A 26502-nucleotide genomic window follows, 5' to 3' on the forward strand; every position below is an offset into this window, starting at 1 on the left:
CCTCCATCGAAGGTGGACGCGATATCTGTAGGCGCGCCCCCCCTCGACGGACTTGGTGAATGTTGCCGTCCACGCACGCATCCAGAGCAGACCCACTGAAGACGGCGCTCGCCCTCAAGCTCCGCTCCGGAAGGCCCGGCGCGGCCGAGGGACGCGTCCTGGCCTCGGGAGAGGGCTGGCGCGTGGCGGACGTCGTCTGCACCTCGGGGCCCTCGGACCGCCGCTTCGAGGAGCGGCATTCCTTCATGTCCATCTCCCTCGTCCTGGCGGGGAGCTTCGTCTACCGCTCGGATCATGGGTCGGTGGTGCTGTCCCCAGGCTCCGTGCTGCTGGGCAACGCCGGGCGCTGTTTCGAATGCGGCCACGAACACGGGGAAGGCGACCGGTGCCTCTCCTTCCAGTTCGCACCGGAGCTCTTCGAGCGGCTCGCGTCCGAGGCCGGCGTGTCACGCGCGACGTTCGCACGGCACCGCCTCGCGCCCACCGGCGCGCTGTCACCACTGCTCGCGAGGTCGCGGGCGGCGGCGGAGTCAGGAGGGCCGTTCGAGGAGCTCGCCCTGGAGTTGGCGGGCGAGGTGGTCCGGCTTGCCAGCGATGCCACCCGCGACCCTGCCCCCACGGCCACGGACGAGCACCGGGTGAGCGGCGTCCTGCGCCTGCTCGAGGATCGTCTGGATGCACGGCACACGCTCGACGAACTGGCGCGCACCGCGGGGCTGAGCCGCTACCACTTCCTTCGTACCTTCAAGCGCGTCACCGGCATTACGCCGCATCAGTGGCTGATACGCGCACGATTGCGAGAGGCGGCACACCGGCTCGCCACCACCCGCGCGCCTGTCACGGAGATTGCCCTGGACGTCGGCTTCGACGACCTGTCGAACTTCACCAAGAGCTTCCGTGCCGAGTTCGGAGAACCTCCGCGCCGGTATCGCGCACGCAGCCACTGACGCAGAAGCCTCCTGGGGGCACAGGCAGCCAGACCGTGCGCTTCGACGCGGCATGGGGCTCCACGCCCATTCCATGCCACGAGACACCCGGAGTCCAGGTGGCATTCCAGTGGGATGGTCCCTCGGCCGGGCCCCGGGGGCACGTCACGAGAACCCGTTTCTACTCGGATCATCCTTCCATTCAAAAGCGTACAATCCAGCAAGCTGGCATGAGCCCGTCATTGGGGCTGGTTCTCGCCAGGGGACTGGCTCTCGCCAACGGGGGGTGCGCATCCATGCTGGACATACCGGGGTACAGGGTTCTTGGCACCATCCGTGCGTCGGGCTCGAACGCTCTGTTCCAGGCCGTGCGCGAGGCGGATGGCCTCCCTGTCATCATCAAGACGCCGATGGCGCCCTCCCCCGGCCCCAGCGAGAGTGACCGTTACCGGCGGGAGTTCGCGCTCCTGCAGCGGCTGAGGGACGTGCGCGGGGTGGTCAGGCCCTATGCCTGCGAGCGGCTGCGCGAGCGGCCCGTGCTGCTGCTGGAGCGGGTGCAGGGCGAGACCTTGTCCGAGTCCACCGGACAGGCCCTGGAGGTCCCCCGGTTCCTCCACCTAGCCATCTCCCTGGCCTCCACCCTGGCCGAGGTCCACTGCCGCAACGTCATCCACAAGGACATCAAGCCCTCGAACATCATCCTGGAGCCCTCGGGCGAGGCGCGGCTCATCGACTTCGGCGTGGCCACGCTTCAGAAGGTGGAGCACCTGGACGCGGCACCGACCCATCTGATCGAAGGCACGCTGGCGTACATGTCGCCGGAGCAGACGGGGCGGATGAACCGCGCGGTGGACTACCGCACGGACTTCTACTCGTTGGGCGTCACCTTCTACGAGCTGCTGACGGGACGGCGGCCGTTCCATGGACGGGACGCGCTCGAGTGGTTCCACGCGCACATGGCACAGAAGCCGGCGCCTCCGCACGAGCTGAACTCGCAGGTGCCGCCGGCCTTGTCGGCCATCGTGCTCAAGCTGCTGGCAAAGGTGGCCGAGGAGCGCTACCAGAGCGCCGAGGGACTGAAGGCGGACCTCGAGCAATGCCGCGAGGCCCTGAGCCAGAGCGCCCAGGAGGTGTTCGAGCTGGGGACTCGGGACGCGCCCAACCGGTTCCAACTGCCGCAACGGCTCTACGGGCGCGAGGCGCAGGTGTCCGCCCTGCTCGAGGGCTTCGAGCGGGTGGCGCGCACGGGCAGGCCGGAGCTGCTCCTGATCAGCGGGTACTCGGGAATCGGCAAGTCCTCGGTGGTGCACGAGCTGCACAAGCCGGTGGTGCAGCGGCGCGGCTTCTTCCTGAGCGGCAAGTTCGACCAGTTCCAGCGGGACATTCCATACGCGACGCTGGCCCAGGCCATCCGCGGGCTGGTGCAGCAGCTGCTGGCGGGAAGCGATGAGGAGCTCGCGGCCTGGCGCGAGCGGGTGAATCAAGCCTGGGAGGGCCAGGGCCAGCTGCTCGTGAACCTGGTGCCACAGCTGGAATTGCTGGTGGGCCCCCAGCCCGCGCTCCAGGAGATGGCCCCCACCGAGGCGAAGAACCGCTTCCGCCGGGTGGTCGGCAAGTTCCTGTCGGTGTTCGCCACGCAGGAGCGCCCCATGGTGGTGTTCCTGGACGACTTGCAGTGGGCCGACATGGCCAGCCTGCAGCTGCTCGAGCAGCTGCTGTCTCAGCAGGAGACGCCCACGGTGTTGTGGCTCGGTGCCTACCGGGACAACGAGGTGAGCTCCGCCCATCCGCTGGTGCCGATGCTGGAGGAGGTGCGCAAGGCAGGCGCGAAGATGACGGACCTCCGGCTGGAGCCCCTGTGCGTGGAGCAGGTGAAGCAACTGGTGGGTGACACGCTGCCCGGAGCGGATGAAGCAGTGACCGCTCCGCTCGCGGCGCTGGTGCACGAGAAGACGGGGGGCAATCCCTTCTTCCTGCTGCAGTTGCTGGTGACACTCCACCAGGATGGCCTGCTGGTGCGCATGCCCGAGGGAGGGTGGCGGTGGGATGCCGAAGGGGTGCGGGCCCGCGACTACTCGGAGAACATCGTCGACTTCATGGTGGGCAAGCTGCGCCAGTTCCCCCCTGGTACGCAGAACCTGCTGCGGCTGGCGGCGTGCGCGGGCAATGCCTTCTCGCTCCAGCTATTGGGCACCCTCGCCGGCATGGAGGCGCTGGGCCAGGTGGAGCAGGGGCTCGAGTCCGCACTCCAGGAAGGCATGCTGGTGCACTCGGGCCCGGGTCACTACCGCTTCCTCCATGACCGCATCCAGCAGGCCGCCCATTCGCTCATCTCCGAGCAGGAGCGCAAGGCGGTCCACCTGCGCATCGGCCGGCTGTTGCTCGAGAACCTGTCACAGGAGGACATGCACGAGACGCTCTTCGACGTGGTGAGCCAGCTCAACGCCGGGGCGGATCTGATCGATGACCCCGCGGAGCGCCACCACCTCGCGCGGCTGAACGCCGAGGCGGGATGGAAGGCCAAGGCCGCGGTCGCCCTCCGCCCCGCCATCACCTACCTCTCGACGGCCTTCTCGCTCATCCCAGGAGACCCCTGGGAGACGGACCACGAGCTGGCCTTCAAGGTGCGGCTCGCCCAGGGGCGCTGCGAGCTCATGAGCGGCAACATCTCCGAGGCGCTCCGCCAGGCCGAGATGATCCTCTCGAGGGTGCGTACCCGCTCGGAGATCGCGACCGCCTACATCCTGAAGAATGACGCCCACTTCGCCAGGGGAGAGCTCCGGCAAGGCGCGGCCTCCATGCTGGAGTGCCTGAACACGCTGGGCATGCCGCTGCCACACAACCCCTCCTGGGAGGAGGCCGTGGCCGCCCACGAGGAGGCGTGGGCGATGCTGGGAGACCGCCCCATCGAGAGCCTCCTCGAGCAGCCGCTCATGACGGACCCGGACATGAAGGTGTCCGCGCATGCCCTCTTCAAGCTCTTCGGTGTGGTGTCCTCCTCCAATCCCCACCTGCTCGTCATCCTCCTGAGCCGGTTCGTCTGCCTCATCCTCCGCCATGGCTTCGTGGACATCGCCGCGCTCGGCTATTGCTGGTTCGGCGTCATGACCAGCACGCGCTTCAAGCGGTACCGGGAAGGTCATGCCTTTGGAAGGCTCGGCCTTGCGTTGCTCGAGCGGCACAAGATGTCCGCCTATTGGGGAGATGTCCTGCTGGGCTTGCAGTTCAGCAGCTACTGGACCCAACCCATCTCCCGGTCGCTGGAGCTCGCCCTCAACAGCTTCCACCACGCGAGCCAGGCGGGTGACATCGCGCCCGCCGCCTTCAGCAGCCTCTATGTCGCCACGAACCGGCTCGCCATGGGGCACAACCTGGATGAGGTCCACCAGGAGTCGCTCATCCGCGGCGAGTTCTTGCGTCAGACGGGCTTCGTGGATTGCCAGGACTGGCTCCTCGCCGCTCAGCGCTACGTGCAGCAGATGCGCGGGCGCTCGCTCTCGTTCGGCACCCTGGACGGGGACGGCTTCGAGGAGCAGTCCTTCGAGGCCCGGCTGACGTCCACGCGCATGCTGGGACTCCAGTGCTTCTACTGGATCACCAAGATGCAGTCGCGCTTCATGTGCGGCGCCTACGGGGAAGCCCGCGAAGCAGGGAGCAGGGCAGCCTCGGCCATGTGGGGCGACAGCGGCACCCTCAACCGCCGCGAGTTCACGCTCTTCCACGCCCTGTCGCTGGCCGCGAGCTTCGACGAAGCAACGCCGGAGCAGCAGCGGCAGTGGCTCGAGGACATCCAACGGCACCATCGGCAGCTCGAGGAGTGGGCGGAGCATTGCCCCGAGAACTTCCGCGCGCTCGAGCGGTTGGTGTCCGCGGAGCTGGCCCGCCTGGCGGGGAAGCCGGATGAGGCGACGCGCGCCTACGAAGAAGCCATCTGCTCGGCGCGGGAGAGCGGTGCCACCCAGTACGTGGGGCTGGCCGGTGAGCTCGCGGCGAACTTCTGGCGCACGCGGCAGGCGCCCATCGTCGCCCATGCCTTCGCTCGCGAGGCCCGGGCGGCGTACCTGCAATGGGGAGCCCTGGGCAAGGTGCAGCACCTGGACACCCTGTGGCCAAACCTCGCGGCTCGGGCGGCCACCCAGGATGCGCTGACCACCAGCAGTACGAACTCCACCCGGATCGACGCGCTCACGGTGGTGAAGGCCCAGCAGGCCGTCTCCGGTGAGATCGTCCTGGATCGCCTGGTGACGACGCTGATGCAGGCGGCCATCGAGAACGCGGGCGCCCAGAGAGGAGCCCTGCTGCTGCCAAACGGGGACACGCTCTCGGTGGCGGCCACCTTCGATACCTCGTCGGGCGGCTCCTCGGTCCCAAAGGGAGAGGAGGAGGTCCACGAGCTCCCGTGGACGATCCTCGCCTTTGTCCGGCGCACGCGAGAGCACGTGCTCATTGGCGACGCCTCCAAGCCCCATCGGTTCCCGACCGATCCGTACCTGTCGCGCAGCGGAGCGCGGTCGGTGTTGTGTCTGCCGCTGTTGAGGCAGGAGCAGTTCTCCGGAGCGCTGTACCTGGAGAACAACCTGGCCACCAACGCCTTCAGCCCGGGACGCCTGGCACTGTTGGGACACATCGCCTCGCAGGCCGCCATCTCCATCGAGAACGCGCGGCTGTACGCGGACGTGCAGCGCGCCAAGGTGGAGCTGCGCCAGGCCAACGACGAGCTGGAGCAGCGGGTGGACGAGCGCACGCGCGAGCTCAAGGCGGCCCAGGCCCGGCTGGTGGACACCGCACGCGAGGTGGGCATGGCCGAGGTGGCCTCCAACGTGCTGCACAACGTGGGCAATGTGCTCACCAGCGCCGTCATCAACCTGGAGATGATGCGCCAGGCCGTGGGTGCCTCGCGCGTGAGCCGGTTGAAGCAGGCCTCGGCCCTGCTGCTGGAGAACCGGGAGAAACTGGCGGACTTCCTGGCGAATGACCCGAAAGGCCGCCACCTGCCGGACTACCTGGCCGCGCTGGCCGAGGAGATGATGCGCGAGCAGACGCGGCTGATGGAGGACATGGATGCGATGGGCCGACACGTCGAGCACATCCGCGCCATCGTCCAGGTGCAGCAGACGTACGCCAGGACCTCGCTGATGACGGAGGAGTGCGACCTGGCCCAGCTCATCGACGACGCGCTGCGCATCCAACTGGCGGCACTGCAGCGGCACGGCGTGAACGTCCGGCGCGAGGTGTCGCCGGTCCCCAAGGTGAAGGTGGACAAGCACAAGGTGCTGCAGATCCTCATCAACCTGATCAGCAACGCGAAGAACGCGCTGGACGAGGTGTCCGAGGGAAGGCGCAACATGTGGGTGAAGCTGATGGTGCACGGGCAGGTGGCGCGCATCCAGGTGGTGGATGACGGAGTGGGCATCGCGCCGGGGATGAGAGAGAAGCTGTTCGCGCACGGCTTCACCACGCGCAAGGACGGCCACGGCTTCGGGCTGCACTCGAGCGCGCTGGCGGCACAGATGCTCAAGGGAACGCTCACGCTGGAGAGCGAGGGGCCAGGCAAGGGCGCCGTGGCCACGCTGGAGCTGCCCCTCACCTAGGGACGCCGGGGGCGTCGTACGTCACACGGCTGGCAGCAGGATGACGATGAGCACGTCCCACAGCGAGTGACTCACCCACGAAGCCGCGAGGCTGCGGCGCCACTCCGCGAGCAGCCCCCAGGCCAGCGACGTGGGGAACGCCGCGAGCGCGAGCAGCGGCTCCCGGAAGATGAGCAGCACGAGGCTCGACAGCACCGCGGCCACCAGCGCGCCCCCTCCCCTTCCGAGCCTCGGCCGCAATGCCTGCTGCACCACGCCGCGCCAGAACAGCTCCTCGGCCGGCGCAATCACCAGCGCCAATGCCAACGCCGCTCCGAGCGAGCCCGTGCCGAACGTCGCGTAGATGTCCATCAACGGCTTGCAGAGGACCTCCGAGAAGCCACCGCACAGCGCCCACAGCACGGCCCGCGAGCCCACGTACAGCACTCCCGCGAGCGCGACGCCCCACAGCAGATCCACGCGCCTCGGGGCGAGCCTCGACCGCCCCTCTTCGCCCAGCGCATTCCACGACAGCGCGTTCCAGACCGCGCAGTAGAGCGTCGCCCACAGGAAGAAGCGCGGCGGGTGTACGTGGACCAGCGCGGTCCACGGGAGCACCGCCACCGTGCTGGCCATGAGCCAGGCCTGGTGACGTCCAGGGGTCGTCATGGCAGCTCGAGCTCCCAATCCCTCAGAAGGGCCTCGGCCGCTCGCCGCCCCGACACCATCGCGCCCTCAATGGAGCCGTTCTCCCGGTAGTCCCCACAGACGTACAGCCCCGGCGACAACCGCACCTGCCGGTGGGCCTCCGTGAACAACTCGGGCGGCTGCGCCGGCAGCGCATGTGGAATCACATACGTGCGCAGGTGCCTCCACTTCGCCACCGCTCCGCCGAACCACTCCGAGAGCTGCTCGCGCACCCGTGCCTCCAGCGTCTCCGGGTTCCCCGCCGGATCCAGGACCGACACGGAAATCAGCGCCTGCCCGGCGGGCGCGTATGCGGGCGCCACCTCGCTCATCACCGCCAGGTGGTTCACCGGCCCCCGTCCCTCCCCGTTCAGCACCAGGTAGGGCCCTCGCACCGGCGGCTCCGGCGCGGCGAAGTACAGACACGTCACCGCGTTCATCTCCCGGGGCGGCATGCCGGGCAGCAACTCCTCCGCCGCGGGCGCGTCCGTGGCCACCACCACCGCGTCGGCCTCCTCCCTCCCCCCCGAGGTCAACCGCACCCGGTGGCCCCACACCTCCTCCACCGGCGTGTTCAGCTTCACCATGCCAAAGGGCAGCTTCGCGGCGAGCTGCTCCGCGAGCGCCCCCATCCCCTTCGCCGGCACCACCGCCGCCCCCGTGGCGAACATCCGGAAGACGAACTCCAGCATCCGGCTGGAGGTGCGCAGCTCCTTCTCCAGGAAGATGCCTCCGAAGAAGGGCCGGAAGAACGTCTCCACCATCTCGTCGGAGAAGCCCACGTCGCGCAGGTACTCGCGCGAGGTCTTCTGCCCTCGGAGGAACACGTCCTCCACCGAGCCCGCGAGCGACTGCTGCCTCAAGTCGAGCACGTGCAACTTGTCCGTGAAGGAGCCCACCCGGTTGAAGGCATGCGTCGCGGCCCTCAGCGGCCGGCGCAGCGGATCCGCCACCTGGTGCAGCCTCCCCGCGCGCCACACCCTCGCTCCCGGAAAGAAGCGCTGGAAGCCGAGTGCTTCATAGTCCAACCACCGCCTCGGCTCTGGATACGCGGTGAGGAACACCTGGAAGCCCCGGTCCAGCAGGAAGCCCTCCACCGCGTCCGTGCGCACGCGGCCTCCCACTCCGTCGCTCGCCTCCAGCACCCGCACCTTCACCTTGGCCTGATGCAGCAGTCTCGCGCACGTCAGCCCCGCCAACCCCGCCCCCACCACGATGACGTTCGGACGCGCCACGCCCCAACCTCGGTAAAAATGAAAATTCCGGTCCTACATTGATTCCCGGACTCCGCCCAGCGACACTCCCCGGGAATATCAGAGGAGGTGGGTGCCTTTCTTCCTGCACGGCGACCCCCCGCCCTTCTACACAAGGCAGCGCTTCAAACCGACCGCCTTTCCTTCCCCCGGCGGCGGAACACTTCGGAGACAGACAAGCCATGTTGATCGTGATGCGACCGGATGCGACGGCCCAGGACATCGAGCGTGTGAACGACGAGATCCGCCGTCGTGGCTGGCAACCGCACGCGATCCCCGGAGAGACGCGCACGGCCATCGGTATCACTGGCAACCCGGGCGCGGTGGAGCCCGAGCCCTTCCGCGTCCTGCCTGGCGTCGCCGACGCCGTGCCCGTCTCCCAGCCCTTCAAGCTGGTGAGCCGCGAGGTGAAGCCCGACGACACCACCATCCAACTGGGCAACCTGGTGCTCGGCAGCCAGAAGACGGTGCACGTCATCGCCGGCCCGTGCTCGGTGGAGTCGCACGAGCAGATCATCAGCACCGCCAAGGCGGTGAAGAAGTCCGGCGCCACGATGCTGCGCGGCGGCGCGTTCAAGCCGCGCACCAGCCCCTACGAGTTCCAGGGCCTCAAGGGTGACGGCCTGCAGCTGCTGGCCGAGGCGCGCAAGGAGACGGGCCTGCGCGTCATCACCGAGGCCAAGGACACCGCCACGCTCAACGCGGTGGCCGAGGTGGCCGACATCATCCAGATCGGCGCGCGCAACATGCAGAACTTCTCGCTGCTGGAGGCGGCGGGCGAGCTGCGCAAGCCCATCATGCTCAAGCGCGGCCTGAGCGCGAGCATCAAGGAGCTGCTGATGGCGGCCGAGTACGTGGTCGCCCGCGGCAACACCCAGGTCATCCTCTGCGAGCGTGGCATCCGCACGTTCGAGACGATGACGCGCAACACGCTCGACCTGAACGCCATCCCCATGCTCAAGGCGCTCACCCACCTGCCGGTGTGGGCGGACCCCTCGCACGGCGTGGGCGTACGCAAGGCGGTGCCGGCCATGATGCGCGCGGCCATCGCCGCGGGCGCGGATGGCCTCATCGTCGAGGTGCACCCGGATCCGCCTCGCGCGAAGTCCGACGGCTTCCAGTCGCTGGACTTCTCCGAGTTCGACAAGGTGATGACCGAGGTGCGCGCGGTGGCCGCCGCCCTGGGTCGTGACGTGGCGCGACTGGACTAGACACATGACGCTCAAGGAAGCGCTGGGCAGGGTGGTAGGCCGGCGCGACCTGAACCGCGAGGAGATGGCCCGGGTCATGGGCCTGATGCTCGCGGGAGAGGCGACGCCTGCTCAGGTCGGCGCCTTCGCGGTCGCGTTGCGCATGAAGGGTGAGACCGAGGATGAGATCCTCGGAGCGGCGGAGGCCATGCGGGCCTGCGCCACGCGCATCCATCCCAAGGCCGAGGTGGTGTTGGACACCTGCGGCACGGGCGGGGATGGGGCGCACACCTTCAACATCTCCACGGCCGTGGCCCTGGTGGCCGCGGGCGCGGGGGTGACGGTGGCCAAGCATGGCAACCGGGCGGTGTCCTCGCGGTGCGGCAGCTCGGACGTGCTGGCCGCGCTGGGCGTCGCCATGGACAGGACTCACGAGCAGGTGACTCGGGACGTGGACGTCCACGGCGTGGGCTTCCTCTTCGCGCCCTCGCACCACAGCGCTCTGCGGCATGTGGCGCCGGCACGGCGGGAGATTGGCCTGCACACCGTCTTCAACCTGCTGGGGCCGCTGACCAACCCGGCGGGCGCGCGCTACCAGCTGCTCGGCACCTTCGCGGGCGAGCGGCTGGAGCAGACGGCGCGCGTGCTGTTCCGGCTGGGCAGCAAGCGGGCCTGGGTGGTGCACGGCCGCGACGGGCTGGATGAGCTCTCTCCGTGCACGGCCTCGGACGTGGCGGAGCTGCGCGAGGACGGCTCGGTGCGGACCTTCACCCTCACCCCGGAGGACGCGGGGCTGCAGCGGGTATCGCCCGAGTCCATCGTCGGCGGAGACGTGGAGGACAACGCCCGGCGCCTCAAGGCGCTGCTGGCCGGTGAGCACTCGGGGGCTCGTACCGCGGTGCTGCTGAACGCCGCGGCCGCGCTCGTCGTGGTGGGCAAGGCGGCGGACCTGAAGGAGGGCGTGATGCGGGCGGTGGAGTCCATCGACTCCGGCGCCGCGGCCTCCAAGCTGGAAGCCCTCGTGAAGGGAGGCGCGGCATGAGCGCGCCCGAGTCCGACAAGCTGGCCGCCATCTTCGCGCGCAAGCGCCGGGAGCTCGCAGCACGCAAGCCCCTGGTGGCCGGCGCGCCCCGTCCGCCGTCCCGCGACTTCGCGGCCGCGCTCACTCGGCACCGCGCGGGTCTGCCGGTGAATGTCATCGCCGAGGTGAAGCGCCGCAGTCCCTCGGGCGGCGACTTCCCGCACCAGGACCTGGTGGCGGTGGCACGGGCGTACGAGGCCGCCGGGGCGAGCGCGGTGAGCGTGCTCACGGATGACGTGGACTTCGGGGGCCGCCTCGAGGACCTCGTCCAGGTGCGCGCGGCCATCTCGCTGCCGGTGCTGCGCAAGGACTTCCTGGTGGCGCCGCAGGAGGTGGAGGAGAGCGCGGCCATCGGCGCGGACGCGGTGCTGCTCATCGCGGACGCGCTGGAGGACGGGGAGCTCGCGGAGATGGTGGCCGCGGCGAAGTCCTGCCGGGTGGCGGCGCTCGTCGAGGCCCACACGGAGGCCCACGCCGAGCGGGCGCTGAAGGCGGGCGCTGAGCTGGTGGGCATCAACAACCGGAACCTCGCCACGCTGCGCACGGACACCGCCACCGCCCTGCGGGTGATTCCCGCGCTGCGCAGCCGGTCGAAGGCCCTGGTGGCGGAGAGCGGCCTCAAGACGCGCGAGGACTTCGCGGCGGCTCGAGCGGCGGGCGCCGACGCGGTGCTGGTGGGCGAGTCCCTGCTGCGCGACGCCGAGCCTGGACGGGCACTGGCGCGGCTGCTCGCGCCCGTGGGTGCGCCGTGAGCGCGCGGGTGAAGATCTGCGGTGTCACCCGCGTGGAGGACGCGCGGGTGGCCTGGGCCGCGGGCGCGGACGCGCTGGGGCTCAACTTCTATCCACGCTCGCCCCGGTACGTGACGCCGGAGACGGCGGCGGCCCTGGCGCGCACCCGGCCGGCGTTGGGCTCGGTGGTGGGCGTCTTCGTCAACGAGTCGCCGGACGTCATCCGCGCGCGCGTGCGCGACAGCGGGCTGACGTCGGTGCAGCTCCACGGGGACGAGCCACCCGAGGCCTGCTCGGGCTACGGGGTGCCGGTCATCAAGGCGCTGCGGGTGCGAGGCCCCGAGGACGTGGAGCGGGCCCGCACGTACGTGGGCGCGGGCGACGTGGCGGCGCTGCTGCTGGATGGAGCGGCGCCGGGCTACGGCGGAGGCGGCGTGGGGTTCGACTGGTCGCTGGTGGCGCGGCTCGCGGACGCGGGCGTGCCGGTGCTGGTGGCGGGCGGCCTCAACCCCGGAAATGTACGGGAAGCCGTGCGGGCCACGCGGCCCTACGGCGTGGATGTGGCGAGCGGGGTGGAAGTCAGCCCCGGCATCAAGGATGCGGACGCGGTGCGCGCCTTCGTGCGCGCCGTGAAGACCCTGCTTTGGGAGTGATGAAGACCATGGACACGCAAACCGCCCCGGGCCGCTTCGGGCGTTATGGCGGCCGTTACGTGCCGGAGACGCTGGTCCCGGCCCATCTGGAGCTGGAGCAGGCCTACGCCGCGGCCCGCAAGGACCCCGCCTTCGAGGAGCAGGTGGCGCAGGTGCTGCGCGAGTACGTCGGGCGCGAGACGCCGCTGACGCCCGCGCGCCGGCTCACCGAGAAGTGGGGAGGCGCCGAGGTGTGGCTCAAGCGCGAGGACCTCGCGCACACGGGTGCCCACAAAATCAACAACACCATCGGCCAAGTGCTGCTGGCGCGGCGGATGGGGAAGAAGCGCATCATCGCGGAGACGGGCGCGGGCCAGCACGGCGTGGCCACCGCCACCGCGTGCGCCCTGTTCGGCATGCCCTGCGAGGTCTTCATGGGCGCGGTGGACGTGGAGCGCCAGTCGCTCAACGTCTTCCGCATGAAGGCGCTGGGAGCCACGGTGCGCCCGGTGGAGTCGGGCTCGCGCACGCTCAAGGACGCGATGAACGAGGCCATGCGCACCTGGGTGGCGCAGGTGGAGGACACCCACTACGTCATCGGCAGCGCGGCCGGTCCCCACCCCTACCCCACCATGGTGCGGGACTTCCAATCCGTCATCGGCCGCGAGGTGCGCACGCAGTCGCTGGTGGCCTTCGGCAGGCTGCCGGACGCCATCATCGCGTGCATCGGCGGCGGCTCGAACGCCATCGGCATCCTGCACCCCTTCATCGAGGAGAAGGATGTGCGGCTGGTGGGCGTCGAGGCCGGTGGCCACGGGCTGAGCTCGGGGCAGCACGGCGCGTCGCTGACGCTGGGCACCGAGGGCGTGCTGCACGGCTCGCGCTCGCTGGTGCTGCAGGACGAGAACGGGCAGATCATCGAGGCCCACTCCATCTCCGCGGGCCTGGACTACCCGGGCGTGGGGCCGGAGCTGGCGTACCTGGCGAAGACGGGACGGCTGGAGGTGCGCACCGCCACGGACGACGAGGCGCTGGCGGCCTTCTACGAGGTGTCCCGCACCGAGGGCATCCTGCCCGCGCTGGAGTCCTCGCATGCCTTCGCCCGCGCGGGAGAGCTGGCGCGCGAGCTGGGCAAGGGCAAGCACCTGGTCATCAACTGCTCGGGCCGCGGAGACAAGGACGTGGCCACCATCGCGGCGCGCGGGATTCCCGCCGCCATCGGTCAGGAGGGAGCATGAGCGGGGAGATCGCGGACGCGTTCGGCCGGGCGAAGGCCCGAGGCGAGGGCGCGCTGGTGGCGTACGCCATGGCGGGAGACCCGGACCTTCCCCGCTCGGTGGACGTGTTCGCCGCGTGCGTGGAAGGCGGCGCGGACGTCCTGGAGATTGGCGTGGCGTTCAGCGACCCCATCGCGGACGGCCCGGTCATCCAGGCCGCGTCCGAGCGGGCGCTGAAGGCCGGCTCCACGCTCAAGCGGGTGCTGGACGAGGTGGTACCCGCGGTACGCGAGCGCTGCCCCCAGACGCCGCTGGTGGTGATGACGTACGTCAACATCATCATGGCCCTGGGCGAGGAGCGCTACGCGAAGCTGGCCCGGGAGCGCGGGGTGGTGGGCACCATCCTGCCGGACCTGCCTCCCGAGGAGAGCGCGAGCATCCGCGCGGCCTTCGACAAGGAAGGGGTGGACCTCATCCCGCTGTGCGCGCCCACCACGCCACCGGCCCGGGCGGAGCACATCGCGAAGGACGCGCGGGGCTTCGTCTACTGCGTGTCGGTGGCGGGCGTGACGGGCATGCGCTCGGAGCTGCCGGCCAACCTGTCCGAGCGGCTGGAGCTGGTGCGCCGCTTCTCGCCGGTGCCGGTGGTGGCGGGCTTCGGCATCTCCAATGCCGAGCAGGCCCGGGTGGTGGGAGCCCACGCGGATGGCGTGGTGGTGGGCAGTGCCATCGTCCGCGCCGCTCAGGCGGATGGGCCTGCCGCGGCCCGGCAGGTGTGCGCGGAGATCAAGCGCGGTCTCAAGCGCTGAATCCCCTGAGTGCCCTCTCCCGCCCCGGGCGGGGGCTCCGGCATCCGGCTCGATGGCCATGGTGTACCCATGGCCACCGAGAAACAGGACCGGACGCCGGAGCAGCGAGACCGGTTCCTCCAGGCCCTCGAGAAGCTGCTGGCGATTCCTCCCACGGATGCGCGCTCGGCGATGAACCAGGCCGCCCAGTGCATCATCCAGCTCACCGGGGCCGACAAGGTCGACGTGTTCCTCTTCGAGCCGTCGACCACCACCCTGGTCGCCGTCGGGACGAGCGACACCCCGCTGAGCCGGAAGCAGGTGGCCCTCGGACTCGACCGCCTCCCGCTCGCCAATGCGGGACGGGCCGTGGAGGTCTTCCAGACGGGCAGGACATGGCACTACTCCCGTACGGAGGAAGACCCCGAAGAGCTGCCGGGAATCAAGGCCGGGCTCGGTATCCGCTCACACGTCGGGGTTCCCATCGAGGTCGGGGGCGAGCGGAGGGGCGTGCTCGACGTGCAATCCCTCACACCTGGCTTCTTCACCGAGGAAGACGTGCGCTTCCTCGAGACGGTGGCCCGGTGGGTGGGCTCTGTCATCCATCGGGTCGAGCTCAGTGAGGCACTGACGAAGGCGGCCAGGGAACAGGGGCGCCGCGCCGCCGCCGAGGAGCTCATCACCGTCCTGGCACATGACATGAGCAACCTCCTGGGCCCCCTCCGGATACGCCTCGAGCTGATTCAAAATCGGGCGGCCCGGGAGCAGGCTTCGGAGTATCTGCGTCACGCCGAAGCAGCCGGGCGGTCACTCGAGGCACTCGTCAGGCTCATCTCGGATCTCATGGACGTGGGGCGGCTGGAACAGGGCCTCTTCACCCTGGCGTGGGAGCCGGTGGACCTGGTGGCAATGGTCGAGGAAGTGGCCCGGACGACCTCCACGCCCGGCAAGGAGGTCCAGCGCACCGGCGTTCCGGAGCTGGTGGTGCAAGCGGACCCCCAGCGCATCCGCCAGGCGCTCGAGAACCTGATCGCCAATGCACAGAAGCACTCTCCGCTCGGACTTCCCGTGGTCGTCGACATCAACCGCGAGCAGCGCGGGGACGGGCTGTGGGCCCGGGTGTCCGTGAAGGACCAGGGGCCTGGCATTCCCCTGGAAGTGATGCCCCGGCTCTTCGAGCGGTTCTCCCGGGGACCGGGCTCCAAGGGACTGGGCCTCGGGCTCTATCTCGTCCGGAGCATCACCGAGGCCCACGGGGGCTCGCTGACGGTGCAGTCGGAGCCAGGCATGGGGGCGCTCTTCGTCTTGATGTTGCCGATGGGTGAAGACGAAGGCTGAGCCCCGGTCACGCGGAGCGCTGGGTCTCCTCTTCCGGCTCCACCTCGAAGGGCAGCGGCAGGACGTCCTCCGACTCATCCGGCGCACCGGGCCCCGGGCGCTCGAGCAGCGCGAGGATGGCCGGGAACAGCACCGTCGTGCCCAGGGTGGCGCAGGCCACGCCCAGCAGCGCGAGCTCTCCGATGGAGCGCAGCCCCGGGTGGCCGGCCGTGAGCAGCGCGCCATAACCCGCCGCGTTGGACAGCGTGGCCACCACCGCCGCGACGCCCGTGGTGCGCACCACGTGGGGAAGCGAGCCCGGCCCCTCCTCCTGGTAGCGGTGGTAGAGGTGCACCGCGTTGTCCACGGCGATGGCGAGCAGGTTGGGCAGCACCACCGCGTTGATGAAGTTGAGCTTGAGCCCGTAGAGGTACATCGCCGCCGGCAGGCAGGCGAGCCCGAGGAACAGAGGCCCGGCCACCAGCCCCGCCCGGCGCACGCTGCGCAGGCTCGCCACCATCATCGCGAACACCGCGATCCCAGCGGCGAGCAGCAGCCCGGGGCCATCCTTCTTCACCAGCTCGAAGATGCGGTAGGCGATGAGGTTCGAGTCGAGCACCTGGAAGCTCAACCCCCGGGCGCCCGCCACCTCCCGCAGCTCGACCATCTGGTCGCCGAAGCGGTGCAGCGCGTCCGTGTCGGAGAGCGACTCCCGCTTGAAGGCGAGCACGAAGCTGCCCTCGCCATCCAGCGCGGTGAAGCGGCGGCGCACCTCGGCCGGCAGCTCCTCCACGCCAAAGGGCCGGGCGTCCAGGAGCGCCTGCAACTGTTGCAGCGCGGGGCGCAGCCTCTCCGAACTCTTGGCGCTCTCGGGCAGACGCTCCACGAACGCGCGCAGCGCGGCCCGCTCCGCCTCGACGTCGCTCCCGGTGCGCGGCAGGAAGTCGCTGAGCGAGACCACCTCCGCGAAGGTCCGCTCCTGGCCATGACGGGCCTCGAGCTCGCGCAGCGTGGCCGCGAGCTGGCCCGCCTGCGCCACATCCCGGGTGAGGAAGACGGTGGGCGAGTGGCGCCGCCCGAGCTGGGAGATGATGCGCTCGTCGAGCCGGGTCGCGGCGAACTCCCCGCGCAGCTTGCGCATGTCGGGCTCAAAACCAATCGAGCCCACCACCGAGGCCGAGTAGGCGACCAGCGCGAGGACGCTCACGACGATGCCCAGCAGCAGGGGGCGGGGCACACGCTGCGGCTCCGGGCGGGGCTGGGACGGCAGCGGGGCGGCTGCACGCGCGGGCCGGAGCCGCTCGGTCAGGGCGATGAGCGCGGGGCCAATCAGATACGTGGCCAGCACGGTGAACATCACGCCCGCGGCGGCGATCCACCCGAACTGGGCGAAGGCCTGGAACTCGGCGAGCGTGAGCGCGGCGAAGGCGGCGGCGTTGGTGCAGGCCGAGGTCAACGCGCCCTTCCAGGTGCCGAGCACGGCCTCCCGGAGGGCCTCGCCCGCGGGGTGCTGGCGGCGCTCCTCGGAGTAGCGCATCGCCAGGTGGAGCCCGTACTCGATACCGAGCCCGATGAGGATGGAGACGAGGAAGCCGGTGATGATGTTGAGGTAGCCGATGGTCTGCTGGGTCAGCGCGAATGTGACGAGCAGGCCCACGACCACGGGGGCGCCCACCACCACCAGCGAGGAGAGCCGCCGGCAGGACAGGACGATGATGAGCACCGCGATGGCGCCGGAGAGCAACGAGGAGCGCGTGAGGTCCGTGCGCATCCGCCGGTCCTCCTCGAGCCGGAGCACGTGCGCACCCGTGGCATCCGTCTCCACGCCGGGGAAGCCCCGAGCCACCTCCGCGCTCGTGGCCTGCACGCGCGTCAGCAACCGCTGGGCGAAGACCAGGTCCCCGGCCAGCCCGGCGGGCTTCACGAACAGGTACAGCTCACTGCCGTCCGCCGAGGTCAGGTACTCGCTCAACCCCACACGGGGCGTATGGCGGCGGGCGATCTCCTCGAACGAGGGAGGCGGAGGCGTGTCCTCGAGGTTCACGATGAGCGGGTTGGCGGCGAGCTTCTCCGCCCGGAGCACGGCCTCGAGGTCCTCTCGCAGTGCGCGCAACTGCTCCGCGGAGAGCATCAGCAGGGCGCGTTCCTTGAAGAAGCGCACGTCATAGCGGAACTCGACGTAGCGGACCTCCTCCAGCGCCTCCAGCCGCGGCGCCAGCGCGTGCGCGAAGCGGCGCAGGGCTTCCGGGCTGGCACCCCGGGCGCGCAGAACCAGATAGCCATCACCGCCGGCCTTCTGCGACACGCTCTCCAGGTCTCGCACTTCCTGGGTGTGCGCCGGGAGCAGTTCCACGAAGGAGCCATGGAAGACGAGCCGAGAGGCGAGCAGGCCCGCCGCGACAGATACAGCCAACACCCACGCGAGCACCCGCCCAGGCCGCTGATACGACAGCCAGGCGAAGCGCCCCATCGCTTTGTCGAAGTCCAAGGGCAAACCCTCTCAGATGAAGGGGTCCGGGTCCGGCACACCCGGCCTCCGCGAAACGGTGTCCCATGAATCCCCACGCGACCCAAGGGCCGAGGGGGGTCTGAAACAAATCGTAAGACGAGCAGCCCTTCTTATTCGCCCATTGAGCCAGGGCCCTGGGACACGCAGGATGGGCGCCACGGAGGCCTCATGAAGTCCCCTTCCCAGGTGCTCGTCCTCGTCCGCCATGGAGAAACCGCGTGGAGCCGCAGCGGCCAGCACACGGGCCGCACGGACCTCGCCCTCCTGGAAGAGGGGCGGCAGATGGCCACCCGCCTCCGCGAGCCGCTGCGCAGCTGGAACTTCGCCGCGGTGTGGACCAGCCCCCTGCGCCGCGCGAGCGAGACGTGCGAGCTCGCCGGCTACGGGAACGCGGCCCAGTTGCGCGCGGATCTGATGGAGTGGGACTACGGCACCTTCGAGGGAAAGACGAAGGATGAGATCCGCGCCACCAGCCCGAACTGGACGCTGTGGACGGACGGAGTGCCGTGCGGCGAGTCGGCCCGAGACGTGGGCGCTCGCGCGGACCGCGTCATCGCCGACGCCCGCTCCGTGCCGGGCAACGTGCTCATCTTCTCGCACGGCCACATGCTTCGGGTGCTCACCGCGCGCTGGCTGGGACTGCCCCCCACCGAGGGCCGCCTCTTCCTCCTGAACACCGCCGCCCTCTGCGTGCTCGGCTTCGACGGGGACGGGGATCAGCCCATCGTCCAGCTCTGGAACGACACCTGCCACCTGCGCGGCTAGGCCCCCCCCCTGCTCGCACAGTCCGTCGCCCTGGAGAAACACACCTACATCCCCATTTTGACTTTGATTTTCACATTCGCTATCGAGCCAACCCATCATCGCATGCACGGCCGCACACGCGCGGCCGCCGAGGAGAAGGCCGCTCATGAAGAAGCAGTACTGGATGGCACTGATGGCGGGGGCGCTGGTGTCCGCGGGCTGTGGGACGGATCCGCTGGAGGAGTCGCGGGCGAAGCCGGTGATGGAGCGCTACGCGGCGCTGGTGAACGAGAACTACACGGACATGGTGACGAAGGCGCGGGAGCTGCGCACGGCGGTGGAGGCCTTCGTGGCGGACCCCACCGAGGCGAAGCTGACGGCGGCGCGCACCGCGTGGCTGGCGGCGCGTCCGGCCTACGGCCAGAGCGAGGCCTTCCGCTTCTACGGCGGCCCCATCGACGACGAGGAGACGGGCCCCGAGGGGCGCATCAACTCGTGGCCGCTGGACGAGTCCTACATCGACTCGGTGGTGGGCTCGCCAGAGGCGGGCATCATCAACGCCACGACCCAGTTCCCCACGATCACCGAGGACGTGCTGGCGTCGGCCAACGAGCGCGACGGTGAGACGAACATCGCCACCGGCTACCACGCCATCGAGTTCCTGCTGTGGGGCCAGGATCAGAGCGTGACGGGCCCGGGCAACCGGCCGGCCACGGACTTCGTGGACGGGGGCACGGCGCCCAACGCCGCGCGCCGCCGCGAGTACCTGAAGCTGGTGACGGACCTGCTGGTGAAGGACCTCGAGTCGGTGCAGACGCAGTGGACGCCGGGCGCGGACAACTACGGCAAGAAGTTCACCGCGCTGACGCCGAAGGAGGCCGTGCAGCGGATGCTCACCGGCATGGGCGCCCTGAGCGGCGCCGAGCTGTCGGGCGAGCGGATGAGGGTGGCCTACGACAACAAGGACCAGGAGGACGAGCACTCCTGCTTCAGCGACAACACGCTGGCGGACCTGCACGCCAACGCGCTCGGCATCCAGAACGTGTACCTGGGGCGCTACGGCGACAAGGACGGCGCGGGCCTGGACGAGCTCGTGGCCAAGGTGGACCCGGAGCTGGACACGAAGATGAAGCAGCAGCTGCAGGCCAGCCTGGATGCCATCCAGGCGATTCCCGGCCCGTTCGACCAGGCCATCCTGGGCGCGGACAATAGCCCCGGCCGTCAGAAGGTGAAGGCGGCCATCGCGGCCCTGCAAGCGCAGACGGAAACGCTCGTCGACGTGGCCACCGCGCTCGGCATCGAGCTCAACCTGGAGTAACAACGAGTCATGCGGCGCACGATCAGTCTGTTGTTCCTCCTCGCCTGTGCTTGCGGGGAGGAGGGGCCCGAGCCGGGCGAGGAGCTGTCCGGCGGCAACACCACCGTCCACGACACCACGCGCAATGCCTTCACGCTGGCGGCGCGCAACCTCCAGGGCGAGCGGCGCGATGCCTTCTTCGTCGGCAACGCGATCTTCAATCGCAACTGGGTGACGGCCCCCTCCTCCACCGAGGGCCTGGACGGGCTGGGTCCCACATTCAACGCACCCTCGTGCGCCGGATGTCACTTCAAGGACGGGCGGGGCAAGCCCCCGCTCGAGCCGGACGAGAAGCCGCTGTCGCTGCTCTTCCGGCTGAGCATCCCCGGGCAGGACGCCCACGGCGGGCCGCTCGGGGACCCCACCTATGGCGGGCAGCTCCAGCCCCAGTCCATCCTCGGCGTGCCCGCCGAGGGCCATGTGGCCATCACGTACACGACGCGCGAGGGCCACTACGCGGACGGGACGGCGTACACGCTGGAGGAGCCGCACTACGCGCTCGTGGACCTGGCCTTCGGCCCCACGCACCCGGAGCTGATGGTGAGCCCCCGGGTGGCGCCGGCCATGGTGGGCCTCGGGCTGCTGGAGGCCATTCCGCAGGCGGCGCTGGAGAAGCTCGCGGATCCGAACGATACGAATGGCGATGGCATCTCCGGCCGCCTCAACCACGTCTGGGACGTGGAGCACGGCGAGGTGCGCGTGGGCCGCTTCGGCTGGAAGTCCAACCAGCCATCCCTGCGCCAGCAGAACGCGGGCGCCTTCCGGGGAGACATCGGCATCACCTCGGACCTGTTCCCCGAGGAGGAGTGCACCGCCGCGCAGGACGCGTGCCGTGCCGCGCCCTCGGGCGGGTCGCCCGAGCTGGACGCGCAGAAGCTGGAGCAGGTGACGTTCTACTCGCGGACGCTGGCCGTGCCCGCGCGCCGGGACGTGGACCAGCCCGAGGTGCTGAAAGGCCGCCGCCTCTTCCGTGAGGTGGACTGCGCGAAGTGCCACGTGCCGCGCCACGAAACGGGCACGCTGGAGGAGATGCCGGAGCTGTCCGGGCAGGTCATCTTCCCGTATACGGATCTGCTGCTGCACGACATGGGGCCGGACCTGGCGGACAACCGCCCCGACTTCGAGGCCACGGGCAGTGAGTGGCGCACGCCGCCGCTGTGGGGTATCGGGCTGGTGCACACGGTCAACCAGCACTCGCGCTTCCTGCACGATGGCCGCGCCCGCTCGCTGGAGGAGGCCATCCTCTGGCACGGCGGCGAGGCCGAGCGCTCGCGGGAGCACTTCCGCAACCTGTCCGCCACTGATCGCGCGGCGCTGCTGCGCTTCCTGGAGTCGCTGTGAGCCCTCTGTTCCGCCGTCTCGTTCCCGCCGCCGTCCTGTTGTCGCTCGCCCTGGTGGTGAGCTGCGGGGATTCCCAGAACACCGCCCTGCGCACCGCCTTCCTGAAGGAGCTGGGCGAAGACACCATCCTCCCCACGTACCGGGAGTTCGACACGCGCACCGAGACCCTGGCCAGCGCGCTCGCGGCGCTGGAGGCCACGCCCACCGAGGCCACGCTCACCGAGGCCCAGTCGGCCTGGCGGGCCACGCGCTCGCCGTGGCAGTCACAGGAGTCCTTCCACATCGGCCCCTCGGAGGAGCTGCACACGGGAGCCGCCGTGGACCAGGTCCCCTCGACGACGGGCATCGACAGCCTGCTCGCGGGGGACTCGTCCCTCGCCGAGGCGGCGGTCGCGGAGCTGGGCGCCAACCGCAAGGGCATGCTGGCCATGGAGTACGTGCTCTTCGACGCGGACGGCGGCAACGCGGCGGTGCTCGCTCGCCTCACGACGGCAGAGGGGAACGCGGGCGCGCGCCGCCGGGCGTACCTGAAGGCGCTCGGGGCGGTGATGCACAAGGATGCCGAGGCGGTCCACACCGCGTGGGAGCCCGAGCAGGGCAACTACATCGCGCAGCTCGCCACCGCGGGGAACAGCGGAAGCAAGTACGCCACCCAGAAAGACGCGGTGGACGAGGTGGTCAACCGGCTCATCGCCTGTGCGGAGACGACGGAGCTGAAGCTGTCGAAGCCGCTCGGGTTCGCCACCGGAGGCACGATCCGCCCCGAGCAGGAGGAGGCGCGGCGCAGCGACAACTCGCTGAAGGACCTGGGGGACACGCTCCAGGGAATGGAGCGCGTCTGGCTCGGGGCGAACGGGAACGGCGGCCTGTCGCGCGTGGTGGCCGCGAGCAACAAGAAGCTGGACGAGACCGTGCGCGGGGAGCTGGCGGCAGTGCGCTCGGCGCTGGAGGCCATCCCCCCGCCGCTGCGCACGGCCCTGTACAACCACCGCGAGTCGGTGGAGGACGCCCGGGCCGCGCTCGCGCAACTGCGCGCCACGCTCACCACCGAGGTGGTGGCCAACCTGGGCGTGACGATCAAGTTCAACGACAACGATGGTGACTGAACCCACGCCTCCCCTCGCCCATCGAGAGAGGGGCGGGGGTGAGGGTGTCGAGGGCCTGGAGCTCCCCACCCGGGCCCGTCAGCAGCTCCGCCAGCGGGTCGGCGAATTCCTCTTCGCCCCCGTGGATCCGGCCTCGCTCGTGGCGTTCCGGGTCCTCTTCGGGCTGCTCATGGGGGTCACCGTCGTGCGCTTCTTCGCGTACGGGTGGATCCACCACCACTACCTGGCGCCCCGAGTGCTCTTCCCCTACGCGGGGCTGGAGTGGATCCGCCCGTGGCCAGGCGTGGGCATGTACGTCCACTTCGCGTTGATGGGCTTGGGGGCGCTGGGCATCGCGCTGGGCGTGGCGTACCGGACGAGCGCGCTCACGTTCCTGCTCACCTTCACGTACGCGCACCTCATCGACAAGACGTACTACCTCAACCACTACTACTTCATCTCGCTGGTGGGCGTGCTGCTGGTGCTGCTTCCGCTGGGAGCGGCGGGAACGATGCGCACCGTGCCCGCGTGGTGGCTGTGGCTGCTCCGGGCCCAGGTGGGACTCGTGTACTTCTTCGGCGGCGTGGCCAAGCTGAAGAGTGATTGGCTCCTGCACGCACAGCCGATGAAGCTCTGGCTCGCGGCGAGCACGGACCTGCCGGTGCTCGGCCACCTCTTCGAGCAGCCCTGGGCACCGCACGCCTTCAGCATCGCCGGAGCGCTGTTCGACCTGTGCGTGGTGCCCGCGCTGCTGTGGAGACGCACGCGGTGGCTCGCCTACGCGGCGGTGGTGGCCTTCCACGTCATCACCCGGCTGCTCTTCCCCATCGGCATGTTCCCGTGGCTGATGATGGCGGGCGCCCTGCTCTTCTTCCCGCCCGACTGGCCCCGGCGACTCGCGAGCTGGCTGCGGCGCGAGCCGGTGCGGCCCACCACCGGACCCGAGACCTCCCCCGCCCCGCCCTCGAGACGCACGTGGGTGGGGCCCGCGTTGGCCGCGGCGTTCATCGCCGTGCAGTTCCTCCTGCCGCTGCGGCACCTGCTCTACCCGGGCGAGCTGCTCTGGACGGAGGAGGGCTTCCGCTTCTCGTGGAACGTGATGTTGATGGAGAAGGACGGGGTGGCCGAGTTCCGCGTCAGCGAGCCCTCCACGGGGAAGCGCTGGGTGGTGTCCCCGAAACAACACCTCACCCCGGACCAGGTGAGGATGATGGCCACACAGCCGGACATGCTGCTGACGTTCGCGCACTACCTGGCCCGCCACTTCGAGGAACAGGGCCACCCCGGAGTGGAGGTGCGCGTGGACGCCTTCGCGAGCCTCAATGGCCGGCCGCGTCAAAGGCTCGTGGACCCCGCCGTGAACCTCGCGGCGGTGGGGACGTGGGACGACCTCCACGGCTGGGTGCTGCCCTTCCGTGAGGTGGATCCTCCCTAGCGGGAGGCGGCGGGCATCCGTGCAGCCCTCGCGAGGTTATTGGATAATGGAGTCCGCCCCCCGAGCGAGGACACGAGCCATGAGTCACAAGCGCTTCTCCAGTCCCGAGTCGAACTGGCGTCCGGCCAAGCCCAAGAAGATGGGCAACCCGGTCTCGAAGATGACCCTGGTGGCGGGACGCCGCATTGGCGGTGCGTTGCGAGCGGAGCAGGCCCGCCAGCAGAAGCGGCGCGACACCAAACGCTGAGCCCTCCCCCTGGCAGTTGCCCACCAGCCGACCCAACGAGCACTCGCGATGCTCGTGAGCGTGCATCCACGGTACGGACGCCCTTATGAAGGGGTTCACGGACGCAGGCTGCCAACCCGAGGGAGATGCTCATGTTCCTGATCCAGACAGAAGAAGACCTTCTCCGCGCATTCCGCCCACGAGACCGGCAGACGGTGGAGGTCCCCAAGGGCACCAGGTTCCCGCTCTTCGTCCGCGACTACCTGACGTGGGTCGAGCCCGCCGGAACCCGGGTCTTCCTGGTGCTTCCTTCGCCGGGGAACAGCAAACAGCCCATGGGGATCGCCTTCCGCCGTGACTCGCATGGCGGCGCCTCGCCCTCGCCATGCATGTGCGAGTGGTGCCATTCCTATGGCCCCGCGAACGAGATCGGGATGCTCACCACGGACGTGAACTCGAAGCGCCGGGTGGGCGTCAGCCTCTGCCTCGACCTGCGCTGCAAGGAGAAGCTGGAGACGGCGGCGGACCTGTCCGGCCGGAACTCGCGAGATCTCACGAAGGTGCTGATGGAGCGCATGCACCACTTCGCTCGAGAGGCCCTGCGGATCGAGACCGTCCCGGAGGATTGAGCACCGGGGACCCCTCCGGGCTCAAACAGGTGCGCGCAGCCGTTGAACGAGCTGCTGGGCATGGACCGGCAGCTCGGCGAACCGGCGCACGCAGAGGGTGAGCCGGCGCAGGGCCCAGGAATCCGTCAGCCGGAGCCGGCGGATCGCCATGGACCGCTGACAGCGGCGAGCAGCGGTCTCGGGGACCACGCCGATGCCGATGTCCCGCTTGACTAGCCGGCAGATGGCATCGAAGCTGCGCAGGCGGACCCGGAACTTCAACCGGCGCCCGGCCCGCGCCGCGTGCTCGGACAGGTAGTCCTGGAGCGCGCTTCCCGTCGCCAGTCCGATGAATTCGTGATCCAGCACCTCGGCGAAGCGGATCTCCCGATGCTTCGCCAGCGGATGCTCTCGCGCCGTGACGAGCACGAGCTGGTCGAGACGGAACGGAAAGGACTCGAGACCCGCGAGGTCCACGGAGTCCGAGACGATGCCGACATCCGCCAGCCCTTCGGCCACCGCCTGAACGATCTCGTAGCTGAGCCGCTCCTCCAGGTCGACGTTGACGTTCGGGTGATCCGCCAGGAAGGCGCTCAGGGCCTCCGGCAGGAACTCCGTCATCGCGGCGGTATTGGACAGGACGCGGACATGGCCCTTCAAACCATGGGCGTATTCGCCGAGTTCACCGCGCATCCGCTCGAGCTGCTCCAGCACGGTGCGAGCATGGTGGACCAGCGCCCGTCCCGCCGGAGTCGGACGGACACCGCGACGCTCCCGCTCCAGGAGGGGAACGCCGAGCTCCTCCTCCATGCCGCGGATGCGAGCGCTCGCGGAGGCCAGGGCGAGATGGGTCCGCGCCGCGCCGCCCGTGATGCTCCCGGACTCCGCCACATGGAGGAACAGCCGCAAGTCGGTCAGATCGAAACGCATCGCCGGTCCCTCTCGAGCCGCTGGATGGCCAGCCTTCGCCTGGGACGAAGGCTGACTCAGCCAATCCCAGATTGTCCCGTGCCGCCAGTACCCTGAAGCTGGGTGCATGAACTCGGACCTGTTGCTGGGCGCCGCCAGCCTTCTCGCCGGCGCCATGAACGCGGTCGCGGGCGGCGGCTCGTTCGTCACCTTCCCCGCGCTCGTCTTGAGCGGAGTGCCCTCGGTCGCGGCCAACGCGTCGAGCACCGTCGCACTGTTCCCCGGCAGCTTCGCCAGCGCCTGGGCCTATCGCGATGATTTCAAGAGCTTCGAGGGCGTCTCGGTGCGAGCACTGCTCCCGGTGAGCCTGGCGGGCGGACTGACCGGGGCGATGCTGCTGCTCCTCACGCCCCAGACCACCTTCGACGTGGTCATTCCCTGGCTCCTGCTGCTCGGCACCCTGGCCTTCGCCTTCGGACGAGAGGCGGGCGCGAGGCTCCGGCGGGCCATCCGTATCGGCCCGGCCCTCCTGCTCGGAGGGCAGTTCCTTCTCTCCATCTACGGTGGCTATTTCGGCGGAGCCGTCGGGCTCATGATGATGGCGGTCTGGAGCCTGTTCGGCGTCAGCGATCTCCAGGCGATGAACGCGGCCAAGACGCTGCTGGTCGGGGCGACGAACACCGTGGCCGTCGCATGCTTCATCGTCGCGGGCGAGGTCTGGTGGAAGCAGACGGTCCTGATGGCCATCGCGGCGGCCGTCGGAGGCTACGTCGGCGCGCGCATCGGCCGCCGCATCCCCTCTGCCCGCCTCCGCCTCGGCATCACGGCCGTCAACGTGGCGATGACCGTCGCGTTCTTCCTGCGCGCCTGAAGAGAGCCAGCGGCGCTGACAGGAG

General features: G+C 69.8%; 21 protein-coding genes. 17 read left to right on the forward strand and 4 right to left on the reverse strand.

Annotated features, from left to right (window positions below; all coding sequences use genetic code 11):
* Positions 1-59 precede the first annotated feature (59 nt).
* Together DAT35_RS11135 and DAT35_RS11140 are read left to right on the forward strand one after the other, a co-directional pair.
* Complete coding sequence (locus DAT35_RS11135; RefSeq protein ID WP_108066922.1) at positions 60-947, forward strand: AraC family transcriptional regulator; 888 nt, start codon at positions 60-62, stop codon at positions 945-947.
* A 275-nt stretch (positions 948-1222) separates the two neighbouring features.
* The gene (locus tag DAT35_RS11140; RefSeq protein WP_108066923.1) at positions 1223-6517 is read left to right on the forward strand and encodes a trifunctional serine/threonine-protein kinase/ATP-binding protein/sensor histidine kinase; all 5295 of its coding nucleotides are present in this window, start codon (positions 1223-1225) and stop codon (positions 6515-6517) included.
* A gap of 21 nt (positions 6518-6538) precedes the next feature.
* Here the strand turns inward: DAT35_RS11140 and DAT35_RS11145 are convergent, their stop codons facing one another.
* Both DAT35_RS11145 and DAT35_RS11150 read right to left on the reverse strand, forming a co-directional pair.
* Positions 6539-7165: a CPBP family intramembrane glutamic endopeptidase gene (locus tag DAT35_RS11145; protein ID WP_108066924.1), complete on the reverse strand. Its 627-nt coding sequence runs from the start codon at positions 7163-7165 to the stop codon at positions 6539-6541.
* Complete coding sequence (locus DAT35_RS11150) at positions 7162-8418, reverse strand: NAD(P)/FAD-dependent oxidoreductase (protein ID WP_108066925.1); 1257 nt, start codon at positions 8416-8418, stop codon at positions 7162-7164. Before DAT35_RS11150 ends, DAT35_RS11145 begins: the two co-directional genes overlap by 4 nt.
* A 200-nt stretch (positions 8419-8618) precedes the next feature.
* Here DAT35_RS11150 and aroF point away from each other — a divergent pair, with 200 nt between their 5' ends.
* From aroF to DAT35_RS11185, 7 genes are all read left to right on the forward strand, one after another.
* The gene (gene aroF, locus DAT35_RS11155; protein WP_108066926.1) at positions 8619-9647 is read left to right on the forward strand and encodes a 3-deoxy-7-phosphoheptulonate synthase; all 1029 of its coding nucleotides are present in this window, start codon (positions 8619-8621) and stop codon (positions 9645-9647) included.
* A gap of 4 nt (positions 9648-9651) precedes the next feature.
* Positions 9652-10668 (forward strand): anthranilate phosphoribosyltransferase, encoded by a 1017-nt coding sequence (gene trpD, locus DAT35_RS11160; protein WP_108066927.1) that lies wholly within the window; start codon positions 9652-9654, stop codon positions 10666-10668.
* On the forward strand, positions 10665-11459 hold the full coding sequence (locus DAT35_RS11165; RefSeq protein ID WP_108066928.1) for an indole-3-glycerol phosphate synthase TrpC: 795 nt from the start codon (positions 10665-10667) through the stop codon (positions 11457-11459). The genes trpD and DAT35_RS11165 overlap by 4 nt, the downstream gene beginning before the upstream one ends.
* Positions 11456-12091 carry a phosphoribosylanthranilate isomerase gene (locus DAT35_RS11170; RefSeq protein WP_108066929.1) on the forward strand — a complete coding sequence of 212 codons (636 nt, stop codon included), beginning with the start codon at positions 11456-11458 and terminating at the stop codon, positions 12089-12091. The genes DAT35_RS11165 and DAT35_RS11170 overlap by 4 nt, the downstream gene beginning before the upstream one ends.
* Before the next feature lie 8 nt (positions 12092-12099).
* Complete coding sequence (gene trpB, locus DAT35_RS11175) at positions 12100-13308, forward strand: tryptophan synthase subunit beta (protein WP_108067229.1); 1209 nt, start codon at positions 12100-12102, stop codon at positions 13306-13308.
* Positions 13305-14096, forward strand: coding sequence for a tryptophan synthase subunit alpha (trpA, locus tag DAT35_RS11180; RefSeq protein ID WP_108066930.1), 792 nt, complete (start codon positions 13305-13307; stop codon positions 14094-14096). The genes trpB and trpA overlap by 4 nt, the downstream gene beginning before the upstream one ends.
* A gap of 69 nt (positions 14097-14165) precedes the next feature.
* Positions 14166-15413 carry a GAF domain-containing sensor histidine kinase gene (locus DAT35_RS11185; protein WP_108067230.1) on the forward strand — a complete coding sequence of 416 codons (1248 nt, stop codon included), beginning with the start codon at positions 14166-14168 and terminating at the stop codon, positions 15411-15413.
* 7 nt (positions 15414-15420) lie between these two features.
* On the opposite strand, the gene DAT35_RS11190 is transcribed toward DAT35_RS11185, so the two are convergent.
* On the reverse strand, positions 15421-17880 hold the full coding sequence (locus DAT35_RS11190; protein WP_233261411.1) for an RND family transporter: 2460 nt from the start codon (positions 17878-17880) through the stop codon (positions 15421-15423).
* Between the two features lie 189 nt (positions 17881-18069).
* On the opposite strand from DAT35_RS11190, the gene DAT35_RS11195 reads away from it, so the two are divergent.
* The 7 genes from DAT35_RS11195 (at position 18070) to DAT35_RS11220 (ending at position 24718) form a co-directional block, all read left to right on the forward strand.
* Positions 18070-18666 carry a histidine phosphatase family protein gene (locus DAT35_RS11195; RefSeq protein WP_108066931.1) on the forward strand — a complete coding sequence of 199 codons (597 nt, stop codon included), beginning with the start codon at positions 18070-18072 and terminating at the stop codon, positions 18664-18666.
* A gap of 145 nt (positions 18667-18811) precedes the next feature.
* Positions 18812-19963 carry an imelysin family protein gene (locus DAT35_RS11200; protein WP_108066932.1) on the forward strand — a complete coding sequence of 384 codons (1152 nt, stop codon included), beginning with the start codon at positions 18812-18814 and terminating at the stop codon, positions 19961-19963.
* Positions 19964-19972: 9 nt separating this feature from the next.
* Positions 19973-21343, forward strand: a complete 1371-nt coding sequence (locus DAT35_RS11205; protein ID WP_108066933.1) for a di-heme oxidoredictase family protein — start codon at positions 19973-19975, stop codon at positions 21341-21343.
* The gene (locus tag DAT35_RS11210; RefSeq protein ID WP_108066934.1) at positions 21340-22449 is read left to right on the forward strand and encodes an imelysin family protein; all 1110 of its coding nucleotides are present in this window, start codon (positions 21340-21342) and stop codon (positions 22447-22449) included. Before DAT35_RS11205 ends, DAT35_RS11210 begins: the two co-directional genes overlap by 4 nt.
* A complete protein-coding gene (locus DAT35_RS11215) occupies positions 22439-23863 on the forward strand; it encodes an HTTM domain-containing protein (protein WP_108067232.1) in 1425 nt (474 codons plus the stop codon). The genes DAT35_RS11210 and DAT35_RS11215 overlap by 11 nt, the downstream gene beginning before the upstream one ends.
* 79 nt (positions 23864-23942) lie before the next feature.
* Complete coding sequence (locus DAT35_RS58885) at positions 23943-24110, forward strand: hypothetical protein (protein WP_158501646.1); 168 nt, start codon at positions 23943-23945, stop codon at positions 24108-24110.
* A 131-nt stretch (positions 24111-24241) separates the two neighbouring features.
* A complete protein-coding gene (locus tag DAT35_RS11220; RefSeq protein WP_108067233.1) occupies positions 24242-24718 on the forward strand; it encodes an FBP domain-containing protein in 477 nt (158 codons plus the stop codon).
* Positions 24719-24739: 21 nt separating this feature from the next.
* Here DAT35_RS11220 and DAT35_RS11225 read toward each other — a convergent pair whose 3' ends face one another.
* Entirely contained in the window at positions 24740-25627 is an 888-nt protein-coding gene (locus DAT35_RS11225; protein WP_108066935.1) for a LysR substrate-binding domain-containing protein, read from the reverse strand.
* Between the two features lie 106 nt (positions 25628-25733).
* Between DAT35_RS11225 and DAT35_RS11230 the strand changes: the two genes are divergently transcribed.
* Entirely contained in the window at positions 25734-26477 is a 744-nt protein-coding gene (locus DAT35_RS11230; RefSeq protein ID WP_108066936.1) for a sulfite exporter TauE/SafE family protein, read from the forward strand.
* Positions 26478-26502: the final 25 nt, after the last annotated feature.

Source organism: Vitiosangium sp. GDMCC 1.1324 (genome assembly GCF_003044305.1).
Classification (GTDB): Bacteria; Myxococcota; Myxococcia; order Myxococcales; family Myxococcaceae; genus Archangium.